Origin of the sequence: Anabaena sp. CCY 9613, from assembly GCF_963920895.1 — a bacterium.
In the GTDB taxonomy this organism is placed as follows: Bacteria; Cyanobacteriota; Cyanobacteriia; order Cyanobacteriales; family Nostocaceae; genus Cyanocohniella.
Map to the genome: position 1 here is coordinate 209886 of NZ_CAWUDE010000005.1, position 18880 is coordinate 228765.

At 36.4% G+C, this 18880-nt stretch carries 16 protein-coding genes, 1 tRNA gene and 1 pseudogene; 6 read left to right on the forward strand and 12 right to left on the reverse strand.

The features are described from left to right. The first annotated feature begins 133 nt into the window (after positions 1 to 133). A tRNA-Gly gene (locus ACM0OT_RS08190) sits at positions 134 to 204 on the forward strand. A gap of 394 nt (positions 205 to 598) precedes the next feature. Here ACM0OT_RS08190 and ACM0OT_RS08195 read toward each other — a convergent pair. Together ACM0OT_RS08195 and ACM0OT_RS08200 are read right to left on the reverse strand one after the other, a co-directional pair. Further along, a complete protein-coding gene (locus ACM0OT_RS08195) occupies positions 599 to 871 on the reverse strand; it encodes a cupin domain-containing protein (RefSeq protein WP_414563879.1) in 273 nt (90 codons plus the stop codon). A gap of 22 nt (positions 872 to 893) precedes the next feature. Continuing rightward, positions 894 to 1259 (reverse strand): Mo-dependent nitrogenase C-terminal domain-containing protein, encoded by a 366-nt coding sequence (locus ACM0OT_RS08200; protein ID WP_414563880.1) that lies wholly within the window; start codon positions 1257 to 1259, stop codon positions 894 to 896. A gap of 1146 nt (positions 1260 to 2405) precedes the next feature. Between ACM0OT_RS08200 and ACM0OT_RS08205 the strand changes: the two genes are divergently transcribed. Continuing rightward, positions 2406 to 3599, forward strand: a complete 1194-nt coding sequence (locus ACM0OT_RS08205) for an MFS transporter (protein ID WP_414563881.1) — start codon at positions 2406 to 2408, stop codon at positions 3597 to 3599. Between the two features lie 18 nt (positions 3600 to 3617). Here ACM0OT_RS08205 and ACM0OT_RS08210 read toward each other — a convergent pair whose 3' ends face one another. Further along, on the reverse strand, positions 3618 to 4799 hold the full coding sequence (locus ACM0OT_RS08210; protein ID WP_414563882.1) for an AAA family ATPase: 1182 nt from the start codon (positions 4797 to 4799) through the stop codon (positions 3618 to 3620). A 257-nt stretch (positions 4800 to 5056) separates the two neighbouring features. On the opposite strand from ACM0OT_RS08210, the gene ACM0OT_RS08215 reads away from it, so the two are divergent. Both ACM0OT_RS08215 and ACM0OT_RS08220 read left to right on the forward strand, forming a co-directional pair. After that, complete coding sequence (locus tag ACM0OT_RS08215) at positions 5057 to 5887, forward strand: metallophosphoesterase (RefSeq protein WP_414563883.1); 831 nt, start codon at positions 5057 to 5059, stop codon at positions 5885 to 5887. Positions 5888 to 5974: 87 nt separating this feature from the next. After that, the gene (locus ACM0OT_RS08220) at positions 5975 to 6805 is read left to right on the forward strand and encodes a metallophosphoesterase (RefSeq protein WP_414563884.1); all 831 of its coding nucleotides are present in this window, start codon (positions 5975 to 5977) and stop codon (positions 6803 to 6805) included. A gap of 856 nt (positions 6806 to 7661) precedes the next feature. Here ACM0OT_RS08220 and ACM0OT_RS08225 read toward each other — a convergent pair. Next, positions 7662 to 7925: a helix-turn-helix domain-containing protein gene (locus ACM0OT_RS08225; RefSeq protein WP_414544967.1), complete on the reverse strand. Its 264-nt coding sequence runs from the start codon at positions 7923 to 7925 to the stop codon at positions 7662 to 7664. Positions 7926 to 8269: 344 nt separating this feature from the next. Between ACM0OT_RS08225 and ACM0OT_RS08230 the strand changes: the two genes are divergently transcribed. Beyond that, positions 8270 to 9241 carry a carbohydrate kinase family protein gene (locus tag ACM0OT_RS08230; protein ID WP_414563885.1) on the forward strand — a complete coding sequence of 324 codons (972 nt, stop codon included), beginning with the start codon at positions 8270 to 8272 and terminating at the stop codon, positions 9239 to 9241. Positions 9242 to 9305: 64 nt separating this feature from the next. On the opposite strand, the gene ACM0OT_RS08235 is transcribed toward ACM0OT_RS08230, so the two are convergent. Beyond that, complete coding sequence (locus tag ACM0OT_RS08235) at positions 9306 to 9791, reverse strand: gluconokinase (RefSeq protein ID WP_414563886.1); 486 nt, start codon at positions 9789 to 9791, stop codon at positions 9306 to 9308. Between the two features lie 34 nt (positions 9792 to 9825). Then, on the reverse strand, positions 9826 to 10551 hold the full coding sequence (sfsA, locus tag ACM0OT_RS08240; RefSeq protein WP_414563887.1) for a DNA/RNA nuclease SfsA: 726 nt from the start codon (positions 10549 to 10551) through the stop codon (positions 9826 to 9828). Between the two features lie 220 nt (positions 10552 to 10771). Here sfsA and ACM0OT_RS08245 point away from each other — a divergent pair, with 220 nt between their 5' ends. After that, positions 10772 to 11443, forward strand: coding sequence for a 2OG-Fe dioxygenase family protein (locus ACM0OT_RS08245; RefSeq protein WP_414563888.1), 672 nt, complete (start codon positions 10772 to 10774; stop codon positions 11441 to 11443). Between the two features lies 1 nt (position 11444). On the opposite strand, the gene ACM0OT_RS08250 is transcribed toward ACM0OT_RS08245, so the two are convergent. From ACM0OT_RS08250 to ACM0OT_RS08275, 6 genes and pseudogenes are all read right to left on the reverse strand, one after another. Next, the gene (locus tag ACM0OT_RS08250) at positions 11445 to 12593 is read right to left on the reverse strand and encodes a DUF711 family protein (protein ID WP_414563889.1); all 1149 of its coding nucleotides are present in this window, start codon (positions 12591 to 12593) and stop codon (positions 11445 to 11447) included. A gap of 569 nt (positions 12594 to 13162) precedes the next feature. After that, the gene (locus ACM0OT_RS08255; RefSeq protein WP_414563890.1) at positions 13163 to 13420 is read right to left on the reverse strand and encodes a hypothetical protein; all 258 of its coding nucleotides are present in this window, start codon (positions 13418 to 13420) and stop codon (positions 13163 to 13165) included. 125 nt (positions 13421 to 13545) lie between these two features. Continuing rightward, the gene (locus tag ACM0OT_RS08260; RefSeq protein WP_414563891.1) at positions 13546 to 13761 is read right to left on the reverse strand and encodes a hypothetical protein; all 216 of its coding nucleotides are present in this window, start codon (positions 13759 to 13761) and stop codon (positions 13546 to 13548) included. Between the two features lie 280 nt (positions 13762 to 14041). After that, the gene (locus ACM0OT_RS08265) at positions 14042 to 14311 is read right to left on the reverse strand and encodes a hypothetical protein (protein ID WP_414563892.1); all 270 of its coding nucleotides are present in this window, start codon (positions 14309 to 14311) and stop codon (positions 14042 to 14044) included. An 812-nt stretch (positions 14312 to 15123) separates the two neighbouring features. Continuing rightward, positions 15124 to 15888, reverse strand: a complete 765-nt coding sequence (locus ACM0OT_RS08270) for a PEP-CTERM sorting domain-containing protein (RefSeq protein WP_414563893.1) — start codon at positions 15886 to 15888, stop codon at positions 15124 to 15126. A gap of 628 nt (positions 15889 to 16516) precedes the next feature. After that, positions 16517 to 17540, reverse strand: a pseudogene (locus ACM0OT_RS08275) (IS4 family transposase). Between the last annotated feature and the right edge of the window lie 1340 nt (positions 17541 to 18880).

An 18880-nucleotide genomic window follows, 5' to 3' on the forward strand; every position in this document is an offset into this window, starting at 1 on the left:
TTGTAGTCCCGATACTTTATTTGCTATACTTGTAAAAGTCCATACAAAAAAGGCTTTTAAAAAAAGCAATTGCACCAAATTGTGTAAGATGTGTGTATGGCTTGATTTAGTAATTAAATATAGTTACTGTTTTGCGGGCGTAGTTTAGTGGTAAAACTATAGCCTTCCAAGCTATTAATGCGGGTTCGATTCCCGCCGCCCGCTTAATCGTTGAAATCCCTGTAGAGTAACCTTTATAGGGTTTTTAGTTTTTATACATACGTCTATAACTATGCCACGCAAGCTATAGTAGGCCTTGAAAGCTGCTTGAGTTGCTTATACCTATTTGCCTAAAAAACCTTCGAGTGAAGTTTACCCAAAAAATTTTCCTGGACTACCTCCTGCGATTTTTTAGTTCCATCGAACTCAAATTAACTTATAGTCTCTGAGCAACCGCAGACACCCCATGCATGAGCTAACCAAAAGTATGCTCTATTACCCAACATTGTTTGAGCAAGACAACGCTATTGATTTTGGTTTTTACCTCTAACAGATGATTCCTCTTGCACCTAGTTATGGTTTTAACATTTTACATTTCCAGGTGCAAGATCTGAAATAACTAACCAAAGCAATAATGTTTTTTGACGTCGCTTGTAATCTCCCATGTACAAGACAGTCCAGCGGGAAAAGTTACTAAATCACCTTTACCCATTTTCACTGGTTGTCCACCATCGGGTGTAACAATGACATTACCTAGCAAAAAATAACAGATTTCTTGAGTATCATACGTCCAGGGGAATTTGGAGATTTCTTTTTGCCAAATATCCCATTTCAAAACACCTAACTGGCTGAGACGTTCTTGACTGGGTTGATGCTCAATTGTAATTTCCATGCCGTGTTTTCTCAGTTGATGTTTAGCAGTAGGATTGAATATCCTCTCCACACTGATCTACTAAATAACACAAAGCGCGAAAACGCAAGCCGACAAATTGATCGTAAAGTGGATTGAGCTTACACATGGGTGGAATGTGAGCTATTTTGCGACCAAATAGTATTACCTCTCGCTCGAAGGGACACTGAGCCGGAATTAATTTAGCAATAAAGTGAGCGAACTTACGATTTGGAATTTCGATTTTGTCGAGGCTGTTTCGTAAGGGTTGCAAAAAATCAAATCTAGGTTTAACTAATTGACTTTTACTGCCTATTGAATGGTTATTTCCTACTTCTAAAGTTTTAACAAAAGCAGGTAGAATAATATGCTGTTTATCTGTTTTGAGCATAGTTCTAAGCAAGGCTTACCTTGTATTAATCAACTTTCGCAAATCTTGAGTATTACCATGCAATCTATGTTGGGAATTTGTATTGTGCTTAGAAATGCAAAAAAGGCAAGCACTAAGTGAGTAATTTGCATAGAAATTGCTGGTAAATAGTCCGCTTATTTAATATTAAAACTCACTCAATACAAAATAATTGTCCCGTTAAATACAAAATAACAAAGAAAATATAAAAATAGTATTCCATTAACTTATTGATTGTTAGTATTCAAGATAGCGATCCCGTATATGAGATGTAAATTGATAGTCTTAAAAATACACAGTATAAAGGAGTGTATTTTTACGAACAAAAATACAGTATGTTCCAGCTATAGATAGCTTTGTATCGATTTCGGGACTAATTAAAATCCCATTCTAGGGCATTGTGTATAAAATAAAAAGTTATATATGTTACATAATTTGACCTGAATATTATTTAATCAGTTACATCAGATCGTTTGATAAGTTATAGCTAATTTGATTGCCCTAGAGACTGAATACGAGTTAAAGGAAAGCATTATACTGGAAAATTTAAATAAAATCAGTCTTTTTTGCCAAAAACAGATTTAAAAGTCAAAATTAAACTAAAAGACTGATTTTAGGATATCTTTTTGTCCACTTTGCCTACGATTGATGGGATATTGTTTTTTGATAATTTTCTGAGTTTTGCTGACCAGACTTATATATAAAATTAGTTGATTATGAACAGTTGATCAGATGTAATCTGCCATAAGGAATAAATATCTAATTTGCATATGCAGTTTATTAACTACCATATAAAATAGGTCGTAATTGCCAGGAAATTGCAATTTACTGTAGTGGCGATCGCTTACTTAAATTGAGGCGACTAAATATGAGCTATTTCCAGTTCATACCCTTAAATGCCAGAATATTATAAAACCAGCATTTTGTAGTATTAATCAAGGTTTCGATGTTTTGAATAATACCAACAGAAATCATACTCATACTTCATTAGTATAATTTTATTTATGTTGTTTTATTGTCTACAAAGTACTGTTGGCTAAATTTAAAAATTATGCAATTTTTAATGCGATTTGACCCTTAGTATTTGTCATACAATAACTTCACCGATAAAAGAGAGTAAGGCAAATCATGGTGAACTCTTTCAATACTCGTCCTGAAATCTTATGGCGACAAGTTTGGGGATTAGCCGCTTTATTGGCAGCAATTATCCTCAGTTGGATGGCATACGGTTTTTATCAGCCGATAATTTTACAGGAACTAGATTTTGTTGAACTAGCGGGTTGGCTGGGAATCGTGCAAGGCTTACTAGTAGCAATTATTGAACCTTTAATTGGCAGATTTTCCGATCGCCTCCAACAGCGTTTAGGCAGCCGCTTACCCATGATTAGTATGGGGGTGGTGTTAGCAGGTTTGATTTTTGTCACTGTCTCGTTATTAGTGGAAAGAAATCTACCTGTGGGTATACGTTGGCTCTTCCCAGTGTTGATGACGGCTTGGGTAATCGCCACAATTATTTTTCGTGGCCCGGCGATCGCACTTTTAACCCAATTCGCACCGCTGACGGAATTACCCCAAGCTAATGCCATTCTGGTGTTTGTGTTGGGATTAGTGGGGGCCATTGGTGTGATGTGGGATACGTTACTTTATAGTATGGGGGCTTCGATTACTTTTCTGGTGGGAGCGATCGCCTTAATTTTGGGTGCATACATGTTGCGGTTGTTCACTCCCCAGCAATCTTTTAATGTCTTGACTTTAAATCAAGATCTATCTGCTAAAACTCCCACGATGTTGTTAATTTTGATTTTTGTCATTGGTTTGGCTACAGGCTTTGAAGTGAATCTACTACTATCGATATTTCCCCAAGAATTGCAAACTCAACTACCGGGACTGAAAGTAGACTTTATTACTGCCGAAATACTTTTGGTGTCTGCGATCGCTTCTATTCCTGTGAGCGAATGGACGGCGGAACTGGGTGCAAATAAGTCTATGTTGCTGGGTGTGGGCACAATGACAGGCTTGATGGGGCTAACTTTGTTAAATGATCACAATATTATAGTTGTGGGATTGATACTGGCTTTCGGTGTCAGTTTGAGTATAGTTTTAATTACTATAATTCCTTTAGTATTGAGTAAAATACATCCACTCCAGGCAGGTTTGGGCACTGGACTATATTTTGGTGGTAGCGCTGGCGGTACTGCGATGGTTTCTTTGTTAATGAAGCAAATTGGCATATCCTCGGTAGGCGCATTTTTGTTAGCTGAAGTGGCTTTTTTAATAGTATTTATATGTATTTTTTTGAGTAAAAAGACTCCTTTCAATTAAGCTTTTTCTTTTCTGTATCTATCTCCTCAAAATTCCTATACCAGCTTCTCTTTCAATATAATCAGCTAAACTGATAAAATCTTCACGTGGGTGGCATCTTCCACCAATTAGATCAAAGGCTAATCTACTGGCGGGACTTTCTGGATTTTCTAGAATATGTATACCCCAGTAATAAAGTAAGTCACTAGACCGAATACACACTTCTGTGGGGTCTATGCAATGAAATTTATTATCACTTTTTCTGACTTCTTGATAAGCATTGTTATAAACATTTATCAAAAGTTTTAAACGCTTATTTCCAGGATCTTTAAAGTTATTGACTAGAACAAACAGATGAGCTTCTTTATTAATTTTACGTATTTTATCCACAGTTTGTAAAATAACTTTTCCGTGCTTATTAATTCCTAGTGGATTTAAGGTTGTGGGGATAATGCAATAATCTAATCTCTCAATTATCTCTTTGGGATTACGTTCTAGTGCTGGTGAGCAATCACAAATCACTATTTGACAATCACGGGCTGCATCTTCATCCCAACTCTCTTGATTAAATATTTGTATATTAGTACCCACACCTTGAGGGTTAGGAACAAAAACACCTTCACCTAATAACTTTTGCAAATTTTCTTCTGGATCTAAATCAACAAGTGCTACATTAAAACCTTGCAGGGCTAATGCACCTGCTAAATGGGCCGCAACTGTTGTTTTACCTACTCCACCTTTGCAGGTAAATATACCAAAATAAACTTTATTTGTTTTATTCTCTTTATTATCTAGTGTGGGAATTTTATTATTGGTTCGATTCTCTTCATAATTAATTCCATCACCAACAACACTGACTAGCTTATTTTCAAGGGCAATTCCGCAGCGCACTTTAGTATCTTTATTCCAGGATTTAATTAATGCTAGTGCTGGTCCACTAAAGCCTTTTGTGGTTATAAACCAACCAAAATCAAATTTTCTGCCTTCGTTGGAATCCAAAAAATCAGCAAATTTTAAAAGTTGCGGTGCTGCTACATTACTTCTTAACCATTTCACCTGAACAGCAACAACTATATCTCCTTTTGTAACCACTAAATCATACCCAGGCTGGTTAACTTTAGCCGTTTCTACTGTCCAACCAGCTTTATGAATAAGTTTTGCTACATGCTGCTCAAAGTGGGTAAAGTCTTGGATGAATTGTGGCTCTAAAGATGATGGCATAAAAAATTTTTGCTGTTTTGATTTAAGGTGAAGATTTGATTGGAATAAGTATACTCTATAACAAAAACCAAGTCCGCTTACACGGACTAACGTAAGATAAAGGTTTTTTGCCTATGTAGCCTCGACTTCCAGTTGCTTGAGGCAAAAATAAAAATATCAGTTCATGAATTTTTCAATAATTTCATTAGCTGGCAACAGTTATGAGAATGATTTTTCGTTAAGCTATAAGCTCTATATCGGAGTTTACTAAACACGTTATGCATTCGTTGTTATCTGGGCCGTTGAGTATAGAGCAATTAACGGTTAAGATTGCGGGTTTGCCTGCATCATTACAAGGTAAGAAATTGGTGCAAATGTCGGACTTTCACTATGATGGTTTACGACTGTCGGAAGCAATGTTAGCAAAGGCGATCGCAGCTAGCAATAAATTCAACCCAGATTTAGTTTTATTGACTGGTGATTATGTAACTACAGATCCAGAACCGATTCACACCCTAGCGTTACGACTCAAACAGCTACACAGTCAGGCTGGTATTTATGCGGTTCTGGGTAATCATGATCTCTATTACAGACACTCAAGAAGCGAAATTACCAATTCCCTAACTAGCATCGGGGTTCATGTCCTGTGGAATGAAATTGCTTATCCTTGGGGAAAAGAATTACCATTGGTAGGACTAGCAGATCGTTACTCACGAGAATATCATCCTGCATCAGTGATGAATCAACTCGACCCTGACACACCCCGAATAGTTTTATCTCACAACCCTGATACTGCGGAGTTTTTGCAAGCATGGCGGATAGATTTACAATTATCTGGTCATACTCACGGGGGTCAAATTGTATTTCCCGGATTCGGTCCGATGCTACTTTGTCATCAAAAAATTATGCAAAATATTCCTACAAAAGTGCGCCGTCGCTTTCCCTGTCTGCGAAGAAAATCTTTTGTAATTTGCCATTGGGAATGGGCACAGGGGCTACATAAAGTAGGAAATAATCAATTATATGTCAATCGGGGGTTGGGAACTTATCTACCCGGACGCTTATTTTGTCCACCTGAAGTTACACTAATTACCCTCCAAGGTGAATAAATTAGCCGGAAATTTTGGTTTTGACTCAAGATGTATTTTGATTTTTGGTAAGCTGTAAACGCTGGTATGAGGAGTCTCTGTTGCACTATGCATTGGTTGTTTACGGGACGTTTAAGTATAGATGAATTAACGGTTAAGATTGCGGATCTGCCACAATCTTTGCAAGGGACAAAACTAGTGCAATTGTCAGATTTTCATTACGATGGGTTGCGGCTGTCTGAAGAATTATTAGCACAGGCGATCGCAGCGACTAATGAAGCGGAACCTGATTTAATTGTCTTAACCGGCGATTATGTCACTGATGATCCCACACCCATTCACCAACTAGCATTGCGACTTAAACATTTACAAAGTCGTTGTGGCATTTATGCCGTACTTGGTAACCATGATATACATTACAACCACTCACAAGCCGAAGTTACGTCTGCTTTAACTAGCATTGGCGTTCACGTCCTGTGGAATGAAATCGCCCATCCTCTAGGACAAGAGTTACCAATAGTAGGATTAGCTGATTATTGGTCACGGGAATTCAACCCCGCACCCGTAATGAACCAACTCTATTCTGATACACCCCGCATTGTTCTATCTCATAACCCAGATACTGCCAAAATATTGGAAAAATGGCGAGTAGATTTGCAACTATCTGGACATACCCACGGAGGTCATATTGTGATACCAGGAATTGGCCCTGTAGTTCTTTATTATAAAAAGCTCCTCAAACAACTTCCCAAAAAACTGCGGCGTTGGGTACCCTTTTTACTGGGAGATTGTTCTAAAGTAGTGCGATATTGGGAGTGGGCAAAAGGATTTCATCAAGTTTCCCATAATCAGTTATATGTGAATCGTGGTTTAGGAACTTATCGTCCAGGGCGCTTATTTTGCCCCCCTGAAGTTACTGTAATTACTTTAATTAGTTAATTAATAGTTATTAGTTATTTCGTGCAAATTTGCTTTAAATACCAATTATAAACCGCCACAAGTCACGATGGGAAAGTATCAGTAACTTAATGGCGGCTTATTAAACATGCAATCGTTCGAGAAAATTGAGAAAACAGAGGAAAATAACTCAACTAAGGTGGACAATATTCGCAATCTTTGGTGTCAAAATAAAGCATCCTTGATTCCAATAGACATGTATTTCTCGCTGTAAGTTCAAAAACCTCCAAATAATCAATAAACTCAAGGTGAAACAACTTCAGAGGATGCTAAAAATGAATCATGATTGCGAGCATACTAGAGCGGGAGGTACAGGCTCTAATCTTTAGGTGTTGGGTTAAAGTAAGTAACTTTTAACCTTTTCGTACCTTGCCCTTAATGTAGCATTCGCCTATGCAAGTGGAAAGTATATTTACCAAACTTGAATACCGTTAATGTATTGCAACAATTCAAGCGTTTTTCTTCATCATCAACCCACTTGATACTTACACAAAGAGTTGCTGAGTGTATCAAATGGGTCAGTGATCACAAAGTTTTATTGAGCAGAGCCTTCATTTGTAATGTTTTCGCCTGTTTTTGAAGTACCATTAATCCCTTGAAGTGAAGTATTTTGATTGAACCCCTAGTACAGTCATGTTAACTGTACTAGAGGCAAAGAGCAGCCTTGCACGATAACCAACAGTTGATAATCTGTTTTGCTTGATTTAGACGCCAATGAAAACTTACGCTAAAGATTCACATGAAAATAAAGGCGTGATTAGAAGAGCAACGAGTAAAACTAATCGTGTTACTAGACGTTATCGATATTGTTTGCTACACGCTATCGACAACCAATTGTCTAATCGGTTTGGTTTGGTAGAAGACAGCAATTGACGTCATTCAAGCAGACTTTACCCCACTGCAAAGCCCAGCGGACAAGAGCTACTCGGTTTTCCGTTTGGGTTTTCGTGAGAATATTGCTGATATGGTTATCAACTGTTCGTTTACTAATTTCCAGTTTGACTGCAATCTCTTGGTTAGTTAAGCCAGTGGCCACTAAGTCGATAATTTGCAGTTCTCTGTCTGACAGACTAACAGGGGTCTGAGACTCGCCACCAGCCATGACTTTTTCTATCCTCCGTTGGTATATGTACTTAATCGCTCTTTTTAATTCTAGAAGATTCTTTTGTTGAGCGGGTTTCCAGTAATAACAGTAATACGATTGACTATATTTTCTTTATATTTGCACTGCTCTGGATAATACATACAAGAATTAGTATTTTTTGCTACTTAAAATTTAATAAATTACGTTTAATTACTATATATTAACTAGAGATGTGTCTGACGATAGTAGCAAAAAGTGCCAGTTTTTTCTATTTAAGACTGGCGACAGATAAGTCAAGATTGTTGTAGATTTTATACTAGAATTACTAACTCGAAAGCGAAAATATCAGATTCTGAAATGAAATGAGTAATCCCCGTGTTTTATGCCTTGGTGAAATTTTGTTCGATTGTTTAGCTGATCAATTGGGACTAAAGCTAAAAGAAGTGAAGTCCTGGACTCCCTACCCAGGGGGTGCGCCAGCTAACGTAGCCTGTGCTTTGGTAAAGTTGGGAACATCCTCAGGTTTTATCGGAGCCGTTGGTGAAGATGAACCAGGAAATACATTAGTCAAGCTATTAGAAGATGTTGGTGTAGATACAACAGGGGTGCAACGTCATCCTACAGCACCAACAAGGCAAGTTTATGTGGTGCGAGATCTGGCAGGCGATCGCAATTTTGCCGGATTTGGTGAGTATGACACATCAGAATTTGCCGATACCCGTTTGCAAGCTAATAAATTACCCCCTTCACTGTTTCAAGAGGCAGACTTTTTGGTTTTGGGTACTTTGGAATTAGCCTATCCAGAAAGCGAAAAAGCAATTTATCGCGCCTTAGAATTAGCAGAACAATACGACTTGAAGATTATTTTGGATGTCAACTGGCGTCCTGTATTTTGGCAAGATGCCAATATCGCTCGTGAAAAAATCCAAGCGATATTGAAGCGTGTTGATTTTCTCAAACTCTCCAAAGAAGAAGCTGAATGGCTATTTGATACCACAGACCCTGGCGCTATTACTTACCGCATGGATTCTATTGATGGGGTGCTGGTGACAGATGGGGAACATGGTTGTGCTTATTGTTTAGGTGAAAACGAAGGCAATTTACCTTCTTATCCCATAGAGGTTGTAGATACGACTGGCGCTGGAGATAGCTTTTTAGCAGGATTTATCCATCAGCTAAGTCAACATGGGATTCAAGGCTTACAGGATGCAGAAATAGCCAAAACTGTTGTTGCTTACGCTAATGCTGTGGGGGCACTGACTACTATTAAACCAGGTGCGATCGCTTCTCAACCCACGACTGCGGAAATTGATGCTTTTTTGGCTGCACATTAAGTTTAGCAAGGGAGTAGGGAGCGGGGAACTCGGGGCCCCCTCTGGGGATTAGGGGTAATGGGGATTAAACTTCTAGAGCTTTTCTAATATTCTGTACGATTAACTGGGGTGGTTGAGAAATATCTACACATATAGCATCATCAGGCTCCTCAAGGGTATCTAATTGGCTGTTGAGGAGTTTTTCTGACATAAAGTGATTTTGGCGCTTTAACAGTCTTTTTTGCAGGACGTCTAAACTACCTTGGAGATAAACTATCTGGATATTTTCGCTATGTAGTAGCAGGTATTGGCGATAATTAGCTTTGAGGGCTGAACAGGCTAAGACTACATTTTGATTTTCTTTTAACCATAAGGCGATCGCAGTTTGCAAGTCTTTAAGCCAGGGTTTTCTGTCAGTATCATTGAGGGGGATACCCAGGCGCATTTTTTCGATGTTATCTACTGAGTGAAAATCGTCAGCGTCTTTAAATTCCCACTTTAATGTATCGGCTAGTAGTTGCCCGACGGTGGTTTTTCCGGAACCGGAGACACCCATAATGAGAATTATCATTGTTTTTAACGCAGAGGTACGCAAAAAGTGTAGATTATATTTTGAGTTTTGCTAAACCTATGTAGCGTATGCCTTCTGGAGATACATGAAAACGGCAAGGTAGTACTTCTAAACCACGGGCGATCGCACTTCTTAAGAGTTTACCATATACTGGGTCTGTAATATCACCAGGGGCAAACTCAGTACAATCACCTCGGTTAATGAAGTACAACATGACAGCCCGTGTTTGGGGTAGCAGGGCGGTGAGTTCGCGTAGGTGTTTTTGTCCCCTTGTGGTTTCGGTGTCAGGGAATACTGCTAAGGTTCCTTGGGCCCAAGTTGTATTTTTGACTTCTAGATAAATTGGCGGTTGTTCTGTACTACCTGTGAGGTAAAAGTCCACACGGCTTTTTTTATCTTGTCCATAGACAACTTCGCCTTTAATTTGGCTATAGTCTCCTAATTCGGGGAAGAGATATTTAGCTAAAGCTAGTTTGACTATTTTATTAGGTAAAACTGTATTTATACCTACCCAGGTTGGTTCGTTGTCGTGTACCTGAATTAATTCTAGGGTGTAAGCTAATTTGCGCTGGAGATTATCACTTTTGGAAACTTGTACTGCACTCCCAAGAGTGGAAACGCCTGTCATGGGGCCGGTGTTGGGACAGTGTGCTGTGACTATTTCGCCAGAATCAAGTTGAATATCAGCAAAAAAGCGCTTGTAGCGCTTCAGAAGAATTCCCGAATATAAGGGTGGGTAGCGGTAAAGCCAGTCAGTCATGATCAAATTTGTTTACTGTGAGTAAATATACGTTGATTGTTCACCCATTTGCTCCCATCTGCAAATATCTTTCTCAAGGTGACTAACTCACATATCACAATTTGTCAATTTCTGTAGTCAATTTGACGACAATTTAATAAAAGGTCGCATATACTCGGTGATATAAGCCACTCATCCAGATACTTGGACGAGAATTGAAATTTGGAAGTAGGTAAATCCTATGCAACAAGTATGGGAATCAACGGAATTAGAATATGCCTTTTTGTTTACTCTACGAAAGGTTAATTCTTTAAATCCCGAAAATTTCAAGTCTTTTTTTCATAATCTACCTGTTGATCCTTACATCAAAGGTAATTATCGTTTGCGAAGATTATCTCGGTTTATAGCTTCAGGGGATAAGTTAATTAAACTACCTCATGGCTACTTGTTTCAAGGTAAAGATTACAATCCCCTACTAGGTGAGATTAAACGAGAGTTTTCTGAGTTAGATGATGCACTGATAGAACTTGAGAGTTTTAAACATCTGGTTTTAGCATTTAGTGATTCTTGCAAACTACATCCTGAGGCTGAAATTGGAGTTCATCAAATTAGAACTATCTGTTCTCCTCAGAATTTAGGTAATCCTGCACCTGAAGGTATTCATCAAGATGGTACTGATTTTATTGGAATTTTCTCGGTGAATCGTGAAAATATTCAAGGCGGAGAAACTCATTTATATACTGCTAAAAAAGAAAAGCCTGTGTTTAGTAAAGTTTTAAATCCAGGAGAACTTTTATTAGTTAATGACCATGAATTTTTTCATTTTACTACTCCCATAAAACCACAAGTAGAGGGACAGGGAATTAGAGATGTTTTTGTGCTGACTTCTCCTAGTTTACTGCTTGATTATTAAGTTAATCTACTGCAAAAATTTGACAATCTACAAGATATGGGGAATTGAATGTAGTCATTTCCCCAGCTTTTTTATTAGGAATGGGAAATAATCTTGCTGATAAGGGTTTATTAAGTTTAATAGCTAAAGTTGCTAAATCTATTAATATGCCAGCAATTTTGTCAATTGTAATATCGCCAGGAATGGGAACTGTATCTAGTCCACAGCCACATACTGCTGAATATAATAATAAATTAGTCAGATTATAGGTTTTTTCGTTTGCTCTTGTGGCTAACCCAATATCTTCGCATACTGGAAGCATTAAACCAGAGTAGCCGCAAGTTTTTACAGACACATTTTTTAATACACGCGTTAACATTCCAGAAATAGCTAAGGTTCCTGGATGTCCAAATTTACCGTTAATTAATTGTTCATAAGCAAAGGTAATACTATTTTTTTTATCTAAAGATGGTGCGAGAGATGTGTCAATACCATGATAATTAATGATAAATTTTGAGGATATTTCTGTGGCAATTTTGGCAATTATTTCTAGTTCCACTGCTAATATCGATTGTAGTTTTTGTTCGGCATCCTGAATATTATCGGTTTGGGTAAATGCCTGAGTGACTAATTCACCTAATTCTAAACCAATGGCAAAGGATGTTTCACCGCAATGGTATGAAGTTGGGAAAAAGGGAATATCTGGTTGACAATTTGCCCATGCACAATAACGAAAGTTACCATAACCATTTTCGGTTTCTTGGGCAATACGTTGGATACTTTTGGCTGATTCCCAAGCATTTTTCCAGTTAATACCTGTTTGTTGGTTACCAATTTGGCTGGAACAGTAAATAATTGATGTATGTTTGTTAATATCAGGAATTAAGGCTATGGCTTCTGGTGTGCTGGCATGACCGATATTGAAAAAATTAATATCTAAATTTTGACAGATTTGTTCTAAATTTTGAATTTTGTTAATAATCTCAATTTTTGAAAAGTCTGATAGATATTCTTCCCAAGAATTAGTAGTGATTCTGGTGGTTTGAACTGCGTATCCCTGTTGTTCAAAGATTGATTTTGCTTGCTGGTTAAATTCGTGGGCTTGTTTAATTTTATCAGTGGCTTTAGGGGACGGAAGTGATATTCCAGTGGTGATGGTTCTAATTTTCATTTTTATTAAACCGCCAAGACGCCAAGGACGCAGAGAAATAAAGGAAACGGAATTTGAGGAATGACAACAAAAGTAAATTATACTTGCATGTTTAGAATGATTTTTTCTGTAGTATTAGATACTACCCTTCAGCGATTTAAAAAAAAATTAGGAGCAGTTAATTTAATATAAATCTATAAAAACTGCTCAAATTCATGAAATACAGTCATAATTACCCAATTTATCCCTTCTCCATAATTAAAATTTAAACCAGTTGTAAACAGACCTTGAATAATCTATTGTATAAATTTTATTATCGTGGTAATTAAAAGAATAAGCACCTGTGTAGTAGACATTATCAATACTGTTGATACCACCACCGATATTGAATAACCTAAAAGATACATAGCCTCCTACTATAGTATTACATTCAGATGGATTCAGGTTGTGCAGAAATTTGACTTGAATATTTGTCATAAAAACAAAAGAAATTAAATTAAAGTAGTTAGATCAAACTAAACTTATTTTGGTAATAAACTTTGGTTTCAACGATTGGCAATTTATTCCCTCGTTAAAGGTTTTAAATTTCATTAGTTAGTCCAACGAAAAACTTGTGGCGCTCCTATAGGTAAGACATATACCATATTAATAGTTAACCTTGAAAGATCAATCGTAAATAGTTTGTTACCATCTATAGAAAACAAACTGATTCTATTTGAAATATTGTTAATACCATCTTGAATATTCGCTAAATTAACCCCGGTAATACCCCCTATTAAGGTAGCAGATTCTTCAGAAGAAACTGGGATGAATAATTCTTGATTTTCGATATCAATAATTTGCAGCATTATGTTATGTAATTAACTGTAACAACATCAAAATTGAGATAGCACTTTTTTATAGTAAAAAGTACATATACGTTTCCAGTCACAAATTAGGATAAATATCCTAGTACATTGTTTAAGGAAACTGTTTATTTTCTAGTATTTGAGTTTTCTACTTCTGATGTCAGGGCGCTAACTGCGAATGCGAGTAACCCAGCGAAAATTCCGGCGGTTAGTGCGGCCGCGCTGAAAGCATAGGATGCGACTTGAGCACTACTAACTTGACCACCACTAACGGTAGTAAATTCTTTGGAAGAAACTGGGATGAATAATTCTTGATTTTCAAGATCGATAATTTGCAACATGTTATGTAATTAACTACAACAATTTTCAGGTAAGGACGTAATTTTTGATTTAGAAAATGTACGCAAATCACAAATCACATGACAGTAAATATCCAACTAAGTGATTTACTGATAGTAAGTTTTTGTTTTTTTGTTTATTGGCGAATTTAATAGTGATAATTTCCTAGTTTCTTTAACGAATATTCAAGCCACAATATTCCAAAAAAAGATATTTCTGCCAATTTAAGTAAGAGTAGTAAAGTGTATCTATATAAAATACAGTGGCAACAATTATCAAAAACTAATAAATAAAGGTATTGTAGATTGACCTTGAGTAATCAACTGTATCATATTTATTATCGCTGACATTGGTTGAATATGCACCTACGGCATATAGTCTTTGATCTGCTCGTACAGCACCACCAATATAAAGGCTATCAGTAGTGTTCATCATGAAAAAACTATAGGGATAAACACCTCCCAATATGGTTTCAGCTTGTTCTGGATTTAGATTGTAGATAAAGACATGTATAACATCAGTATTTAGGACAGAGATTGCTATTTTAGCCATAATTTTAGTTTCTCTAAACTAAGTAGAATTGACCTTTAATTTATTGCATTATCAATTCGTTGATAAAAGCCTCACTCCTGGTGAGTTAACAAACAAGCTAAAGTAGTGAAAATAGTAGAATGTGACCTTTATCCTGTAAAAAATAGGTCTGGTAGTCTTAACAACACTGAGCAAATGAAAATACGTCTACTTTATTCACATTTAGACGGTGGGTATCTTAACAGTTTTTCATAGTAAAAATGTGTGTATATCGTTTTCAGTCACAGATCACTTCAAAGTCGATATCCAAGTAAATTATTGGCTGTTAGTCAAAATTTCTTGTATATTTGTGAAATTAATAGTGAATTGTGCTTATTTCCTTTAACGAATATATGACGCAAAATATTCCAAAATAAAATATTTTTGCTAAGTTGAGTAGATGAGTGAAGCTGAATTTCGCTGTCACATAAGTAAGTAGGCGAGAAACAATAAAACTATATTAAGCAATGTAAAATAATTAAAATTCATTTCGTAATAAGGGCTACCCTACTGGTTCTGCGAAGCAGTACAGCCCTTATTTGAGGACTAAAGTCCTCACTACAAACCTTTAATTATTTAAGCCGTCTTACTTAACTTTTAAAAGCCTCATTATGTAAAGCTTTTATAAAAAAAACAGCACCACTTCCAAGCTTTGCAAAGAATTTGACAAACTTATAATAATATGGAAAGCAGATTTGTCCCTGAGAAACAGGGATAAAGTATTCATTGAGGCACTCCGCGCGATAAATCAGCGCGTAATCTAGCTAGAAGTAAAGGTGTATAGCAAAGTTTTATTAGGATTTGTGATAGCGACGGCTAAACAGCAGCATACCGAGCAGTCCAAACATCACCACACTATTCGGCTCAGGAACACTTTGAGTCACGGTCGGTCCCTGTAAGTCGAATCCGTTTATTGTGAAAATACGATTAACATTTATATTATTGGTAGTTCCTCCAGTAACACCGAACTCATTGCCCCCTACAAAAAAGCGCGCGATGACGTTATTAATTCCATCTGCATCAAAGTTTAATTGAGCGGTTCGACCAAGATTCGAGCCATAATTTAAGTTGTCGTAAATATTACTAAAAGAAGCTCCACCGTTTACGCTGAGTTGCACGTCCGCCACCCCAACCTGATTGCCGAAATCGCTCAACGGTATCGTGAGCGAATAAGCCCCAGAAACCAGACCGCTAAAACTCAAATCCTGAGCTTGGTTCAGCGCTCCATCACGCCCCGCGAAGTCGCGTAACAATAAATCAGCACCTCCTCTATCAACTAGCCGAAACACTCGCGATGGGTTATTAGGATCTAACAACGTCACACCAATGCCACTGCCAGTATCCATCAATCCGGTGTAACCAGTAGTGCCTGACAAATACGTGCGCGTCCCTGGCACTGTGTTGTTTGAAAACACAAACCCCGCATATCCAGCGGCCACGTCAGCGTCGCTGTCGCTAAAGTCCACTGATAACGTCGACGCATTCGATTTGGCAGGAGAGATCATGCAAGTCAAAATTGCCATGCCCAATGCCAGACATCCTGGCTTCATTTTTTTCATTAGGTTTTTTCTCTGCATTGGTTGAATATTTGGTTAACTTTAAAGGTATTCTCGATTTTTCAAGCCATATGTTACAAAAAAGAACAATTTCGCTATATAGCGAGTTCTATAGCTCTTCGGACATGATGGAGAAAGATCATTTCGTGATCTAAATGAGCCTGGCATCACCGTGCCAAAACGGAAAAAATTGTACGCTAAGGCTGTAATCCTTGTACAGCAATAGTTTCTGCCCTGCCTTTCTGAGGTAATATTTCATTAGATAGAGAAGCAACTAGAAGTTCGGTTTAAGAAACGTTGATGATTACGTTTCTTACTTTGCATCTCAAAGCCAGTTGTAGAAAGCATTTGGATAGCCAAGACCGCGCAACAACTCTGCTCGGTCGTAGCTCATAATTTTTCTTAGCGTACAAAAAACCTTTTTTGGCACGGTGATGCCTAGAATCCCTAATCCCCTTTTCGAGGGTTTGTATAAAAAACCCCAACTAACTTTCTTTATCATCCGAGACCCACTCAAATCGGCGCTTTAGGTGGTTGCAATGACTAAGCGGTAAAATTCCATCATGCTGAAGTCTGCCAACTACAATCCCCGACATTCTTAGATAGACTAACTCTAAAAGTCCTAAAATAGTCAACATAACATTATCTCCTCAAACCAATGAACATAACTGATTTTCTGACACATACAAGATTGTAAATAACGGAATTTATCTAATAGCGTATGTCCCCATTGTGCGGGAATAGATACAAGCTGTAAAATCAGATAAGCTATCAAGCTAACGTAAATTTGTATGGTGATACCATTAACATTTTTGATAATTAACTTGTCAAGTTTTAAGTGCATTTTTAAAAACTTCCACAACAATTCAACTCCCCAACGTAATCGATAAATATCCCTGATTTCATCGTCACTAACGGCAGCCTCACCTGACGCTGGTAAATTAGTTACTAATCGAAACTCAGTTTTCGTTTCTAAATCACAAAAATTAATCACCCTATAAGCTTGAGCATCATCAGATGCACCAACTTTAATTAATCCAGGTTGCTCCTGAAATTCTAACTTCCAATTATTTTTTATCCGCAAAACAAAGTATTTATTTTCTTGAACTAATTCTTGGATAAATTTTAATCCGGCAAAACCTCTATCCATTACGCCAACAGCATTAGTTGGTAGACTAGACATCATTTGTGAACCAAATTTATAATCATGGTCATGCCCAAAGTTGATGAAGTTATCTTCCGGACTTCCAGTAGCTAAATTTAGAGAACTAAAAAGTTTTACGCTCTGGATGACCTAGCATCCATAATAACTTACTGGTGAGAGTAATAATTGTGGAATCGATTGGACAAATTGCGTATTTATTATGTAATTTATTGTGAGATTTATTCTGTACTAATTCATTTAATTTTTGGTAAATTTCTTGAAAGGGTTTTTGGCTTCGATGCAAATTCGCTTTGGAGAAAGTAGAAATATATACCTCAAATCCTGTATTGTTTAGTCTTGTAAATAAATCTCGCATACTTGTTAAGCTGTTATCCATCACATAAGATAGCCAGCACTCAAAGAATAGACGACTGTTCAATACTGGATAATCTTTTTTTGGCAGTCGTTTCAGGATATCTTTGACAATTTTGGGAAATGAATTTATAATCACTGTTAAACTAAAATATTTTAATCCTCCGCCTAAAATCTAACATATTTTGGGCTATTTTTACCGGCTTTTTCTTAACATTTAGCGAGTAATTGAGATTTTTATAAATGTGAATAACAATTTCTAATCAATATTTGTATCAAAACTATATTATAAAAAGCCAGTATACAGCGTCATTTAAAGACGATATAAATCTCCTCATGATTGTATTATTAATCATGATTTTAATTTGGCGCAAGCATCTTGAATTATCAAGAACTACTAGATAAATCTATTGTAAATCGATCTTGAATAATCGATTGAATTGTATTTATTTTCGTTGGTTGCAGTTGAATACGCGCCTATAGCCCAATATCTTCTATCTTGTCGAGGAGAATAATAGAGATAAGTACTATCAGTAATGTTCATCATGTCAATTCCAGGAGGATAAATACCTCCCATTACCGTTTCAGCTTGCTCTGTAGTTAGATTGTGGATAACTCTTTTTATGGAATTAGAATGTAAAGCGTAAATTACAATTTTAGTCATGATATTAGTTACTCCAATGCCAATAATTTTAGCTTTAAATTGGTTTAATTGACGGATTCTTCTGATTCTTTACTTGAAAACAGGTATTAATTACCAACTGATATTCATAGGATATAAACTCTTAATTAACTTGCAGCTATTGTAAAAGACTTTATTATAATAAATAGCAATTTTTGCTATTTAGATAAATCCATTGTATGTTGATCTTGAATAGTCTAATGTATTGTATTTATTCTCACTACTTGTATGTGCACTTAGACCTATAGCCCAATATCTTTGATCTTGTCGAGGAGAATAATAAAGATAAGTACTATCAGTAACATTCATTATGCCAACTCCAGGGGGATAAATACCTCCCAATATAGTTTCAGCTTGCTCTGGAGTTAGATTGTGGAGATTTCTTTTAATAGAATTAGCTTGTAACGAGGCAATTATGATTTTATTCACAATGTTATTTACTCCGACATAAGTAAAATCAACTTTGATTTATTGATTTACTATGATGTTTATTTAGATGTGTTTACTCTGACTATTATATGTAATTTTTTCTATAAAAACAGAGGCTTTACGATATTTATAGGACATAAATTATTTTTTTGTCTCTGTCTTTGGTGTTAAGTGTAATAATTTTAATATACTATTTCCTGAAAAATGCGTGTATATTTTTTTTGCATTTTAATTATTAGAAAATTATAGACTAATTTCCTCAAATATTGTCTTATAAATATTTTCTAGATATTAAATAACTTCTCATTAAGTCATCAATATTTTTTCTACTAATCATTTTTTCTTCTTAATCAATGCTAATTAATAGA